Annotated in this window: 4 protein-coding genes and 1 pseudogene; 4 read left to right on the plus strand and 1 reads right to left on the minus strand. The window is 69.9% G+C overall.

What is annotated here, in order from left to right; genetic code table 11:
* Positions 1–616 precede the first annotated feature (616 nt).
* On the plus strand, positions 617–793 hold the full coding sequence (locus tag E4099_RS33330) for a hypothetical protein (protein WP_167828523.1): 177 nt from the start codon (positions 617–619) through the stop codon (positions 791–793).
* Positions 794–816: 23 nt separating this feature from the next.
* On the opposite strand, the gene E4099_RS29695 is transcribed toward E4099_RS33330, so the two are convergent.
* On the minus strand, positions 817–1,227 hold the full coding sequence (locus tag E4099_RS29695) for a peptidoglycan-binding domain-containing protein (RefSeq protein WP_135342205.1): 411 nt from the start codon (positions 1,225–1,227) through the stop codon (positions 817–819).
* 332 nt (positions 1,228–1,559) lie between these two features.
* Between E4099_RS29695 and E4099_RS29700 the strand changes: the two genes are divergently transcribed.
* The 3 genes and pseudogenes from E4099_RS29700 to E4099_RS29710 all read left to right on the plus strand — a co-directional run bounded on the left by E4099_RS29700 (position 1,560) and on the right by E4099_RS29710 (position 3,926).
* Entirely contained in the window at positions 1,560–1,949 is a 390-nt protein-coding gene (locus tag E4099_RS29700; protein ID WP_245245300.1) for a hypothetical protein, read from the plus strand.
* A gap of 199 nt (positions 1,950–2,148) precedes the next feature.
* Positions 2,149–2,538 (plus strand): annotated as a pseudogene (locus E4099_RS29705) (barstar family protein); the annotation flags it as partial.
* A gap of 89 nt (positions 2,539–2,627) precedes the next feature.
* Complete coding sequence (locus E4099_RS29710) at positions 2,628–3,926, plus strand: TerD family protein (protein WP_245245301.1); 1,299 nt, start codon at positions 2,628–2,630, stop codon at positions 3,924–3,926.
* Positions 3,927–4,256 lie beyond the last annotated feature (330 nt).

Consider the following 4,256-nt stretch of genomic DNA (forward strand, 5'->3'; position numbering starts at 1 on the left):
CGGGCGCTGTGCCGGTATGACCGCGGACCCGCGAGCGGGGTTCGGTCATTCCCGGGATCCGAGCCGCACCAGCCGCTCGCGGCGGTGACGGAGCAAAAGTACCGGTGCCCTCTCCTTTCCCGGGTCCCCTGAAAAGAGTGCTGTGCGCTCCCGGACAAGAAGAGGGCGCGGGCGGAAAAGCCGGCCTCTTCGCTCGCTTGACGGCAGGACCGGCGGCGCACGCCTCCGACCTGCGCATTGTCACGGTCTGTGCTGATCACTGATGCGGCGGAATGGCTGAGAGCTGTTTTCCTGGGAGGCTGTGTGCTGCTGCTCGATCTCGCCCCCGTGGCACCTCGTGAGCGAGTGGGGGCTTTCCATCACGCGTTGACGGATTCGCTGGTACCCAACGACGTCGCGCACGAGGAGCCGGAGGCCGGCACCCACGCACGCAGGGAACTGCGGCGTGTTGGCGGATTGGACCTCTTCGCCACCCGGAATTCCGGCTTCGAGGTGCGGCGGACGGCAACGCCAGACCGCGTGCAGGGCAGTGTGCAGGGTATCGGTCAGCTGGATGCGGGCCGCCCTGGACGCGTCCGTGCCGCGGAGCAGATCGAACAGAACGAATCCGTGAATCGTGCCGGGATATCGGATCGACACGACCGGGGCGCCCGCTTGCCTCGACCGTGCCAACCGCATCCGCGCCGCCGAACTGCGGGACGAGGTCAGTTGCCGCCGCCCCATCGCCGAGCTCGACCACGACCTCGCGGGGCGCGTCCGCCACGCGGAGACGCTCGGCTCCCTCCGGGAGTGAGTGCCGCCTCCCGGGCGGGCGGGTCACCCCGAGGCCAGGGAGAGGAGCACGGACCACGTCCTGGGGCCGACGATGCCGTCGACCTCCAGGCGGTACTGCTCCTGCATGCGGCGGACGGCCGAGTCGGTGCGGTAGCCGAACTGGCCGTCGACGAAGTCGCCGTTGCCTCTCTCCCAGGAGGTGAGCGGGAAGTACCGGAGGAGGTTCTCCTGGATCTCCCTGACGCAGTTGCCGGAGGAGCCCATGGCGAAATTCCCGGCGGGTACCCACATCCCGTTGGGGGCCTGCGTCTGGCCCACCTCGGACAGGCACGCATTGAGGTAGCCGGCCGCACTCGCCGTGGGAGCCGAGACCAGCAGCGCGCCGGTGGCGGCCGCGGCGACGGTGAAGGCGGCGAACCCCTTGGTGATACGGGCCCCAGGACGCTTCGGCATAGGGTGTTGCTCCTTGTGGATCAAGAGTCGGATGGTCACTTCCGCGGGCGTGCACCCGGGATCCGCAGCGGTGCCCGGACGTCGCACGGCGACGCACGAGGCGCCGGGTTCCCGACGAGGGGCCGGCTCTTCCGTCGGCGGCTCGGGGAACGGTAGTGCTCGGCGGCCCTGGCGAAAACCTTCGAAGTGCACGGTTCAGGCCACTCGCTGACTCACCTGTGCACACCTTCCGGCCGGCCGCGTCCCCGGTCCGGCTCATCGATGCGCTGTCCAGGCCGGGCTCGTGTCGAGTGTCCGCCGGCCGGATCCGTTTGAGGGTGCCGGGTTTGTGCGTGAGGGATGATCTCCTCATGGACAGAGTTGTCGATCTCGATGAGGCCGCCGCCCTGCTGATGGAGCGAATCGCGTGCTGGCGGTCGGCCGGCCTTGAAGTGGGAGAGATGACATGGAGGGATTGGGAGGCTGAGTGGCCTCAGCCTTTGGAGACCGACAGGGCTCGGGTGAACGATCCCGATTCGCTCGGCTTGGTCATCTCCGGGCCGGCGGAGGCAGCACTGTGGGTAGTCGTGTTTCGTGGTGGCTGGGCCGACGTGGACTTCTTCGTCGACCTCGACGATGCCGGTTCTCTCCCCGCCTCGGACATCGAATCAGCAGCGGACTTCGCAGCCAGGATGGATCGGTGGATCGTACGAGTCTTCGGTGCCCTGGGCAGCCTTCGGTGAGTGCTGATCTGCCGCACGTCAGCTGATCGAAGGCATCGTGACCGACTACAGGGGAAATTCCTTCCCTGCGGGGTCCTCGGTCCCGGCATGATTCCCAAGATGCTTGAGAACGGGGACCACCACGGGAAGACGCGGTACAAGCTGGCAGAGACAGAGCATGGCCAGGCTTGGGGCGTCTGCGCCGAGGCGGAAGGACTGGGCCTGGGCCGGTCTCGACACCCGGCGCCGCGGGGCCTGGCTCGACCTCGCTCGAGAGCGAGCCTGCCGGCGCATCCACCGTGATCGGCCGATCGGTCACACCTATGAACTCGACGGCCGGCACATCACCGACGAACCAGGCCTCTACCTGGCGCTCGGCGAGGCGGTGAACGGGCCGGGTGGCTACTTCGGCGGCTGCCTGGCCGCCGTCGACGACTGCCTGGGCGGCACCTTCGGGTGCACCGCCCCCGCAACCCTGCTCTGGCGGGACGCCCTGACCGCACGCGAGCACCTGTCCCAGGTACTGAGACCGGACGGGACGTCCTACGACCTGTTCGCCGAGCTCCCCGACGTCCTGGCCCAGGGCGGCGTGCACGTCACCTTGGCGTGATCCGCAGTAGGCATCCGAGACCACCACCGGCCCGGCGCCCTCCAGCGGATTGATCGCCTCCACTCGGCACGTCCCGCATGATGTCCGGCATGAACCACATAGCCAAAGGGGCCAACGCCTTCGTCCCGACCGTCGCACTCCGTGTCGCAGTTCGCCATGAACTCCGGCCAGGAGCCCCGCTGGTCGCGGCAGGCGCTCTGCTGCTGACCGCGAACGGCAGGGTGCGCGGCGAAGCCGACCTGGTCTTCCACGGCCGACCGGTCCATCCCTCGGGCGCGGTGCGGCACGTGGTCGACGCCCGCGAGGTCTCCGCTCAGTGGCTCGAACTCGATCTGCCCCGCGTCGAGGCGGCGATCGAACGCGTCCTGGTCGTGTGCTCGATGGACCGCGGCACGGTCGGGGACCTGGCGGAACCGACGGTGGAGGCATACGCGCCGGAGGGCACCTCGGTCGCCCGCTACACGGTCACCGACGCGGCGGCGGAGACCGCGTTCGTGTTCGGCGAGTTCTACCGCCGCGCGGGCGGCTGGAAGTTCCGTGCGGTGGGCCAAGGTTACGCCTCCGGGCCGGCGGGCCTCGCGACGGACTTCGGCCTCGCGGTGGCGGCTGCGGCGACGGCTCCCGCTCCGGCCGTACCGCCTCCGGCTCCGGCGTCACCGGGCCCCGTTCCGCTCGCGGGGGTGTCCAAGACCACCGGCCCGTCGCCCGTCGCACCGGTCCGGCCCGCCCCGGCAGCGGTTCCGATGGCGGCTTTGATGGCGAAGAGCGTCTCGCCGGCCCCGGTCGCGCCCCGCGGCGCGTGGACCTTCGGCGCGGTCTTCGACCCGCACACCGTCACCGGGAAGGGGAGCCATGTCGTCACCGCGGCCCGCCGGATCCCACCGGGTCCCGTCCTGGTCGAGATGGAGCACGAAGGTGGCGGCCTCTTCTGCGTCGACCGCCTCGACAAGAAGAACGAAGCCGACCACATGATCTTCAACTCCACGCTGAAGGACTTCCGCGGCAACGCGGCCGTCGATCCGGGCGACGGCCCCCGGCTGCGCCTACGCGTCGAGGCGCGCGGTCGGTGGACGCTGACCTTCAGGCCGCTCGCCGATGCCCGCAGACTGGAGAGCGAGCTGACCGGCCGCGGTCCCGAAGCGCTGCTCTACATGGGGCCGGTGGCGGATCTGGAGATGAAGCTGCGCGGCGAAAACGGCGGCGGCTACTGCGGCATGTACGGATACGAAGTCGCCGGCCACCCGACCATCGCCGCCGCCCGCGAGCGCACCCTGGTCAACGCGGCCGGCCGCAACCACAAGGTGAGCAGTCCCCTCCCCGACGGGCCCCTCCTTCTCTCCTTCTACGCTGCCGAAGGCTCCTGGCGCCTGAAGGTCCGCCCCGTCTGAGAAGATCCGCCCGCACCCTGACCCGGGTGTCCCCGTCTGGCCCCGCCTCTCGTCAGGGGCTGGATCCTGGTGGTCGTCCAGGCCGTCGGCAGCGCCCGCTCGGCTGCGTCCTTGGGCGGCACGGAGTGCCGTGGTGACCCGCCCCGCAGGCACCGGTACGGCCGCGTCGGGACGGGGATCGCCCGGGCCGAACCTTCCCGATCACGCGGTACTTCATCACTGGGGCGGCGGGGCTGTCTCTTATACACCTCTCCAAAAAAAACTGCTTCTCGAGTGCGGCGCGCGCCGTTGCCGGGTCCGTCTCGATCCGCGCCAGCGCCGGCGAATAGC

The organism is Streptomyces palmae (assembly GCF_004684805.1).
GTDB lineage: Bacteria > Actinomycetota > Actinomycetes > Streptomycetales > Streptomycetaceae > Streptomyces > Streptomyces palmae.

Coding starts and splice junctions, on each gene's coding strand:
- E4099_RS29695 (WP_135342205.1), bottom strand. CDS start 1,227: ATGCCGAAGCGTCCTGGGGCCCGTATCACCAAGGGGTTCGCCGCCTTC.
- E4099_RS29710 (WP_245245301.1), top strand. CDS start 2,628: ATGAACCACATAGCCAAAGGGGCCAACGCCTTCGTCCCGACCGTCGCA.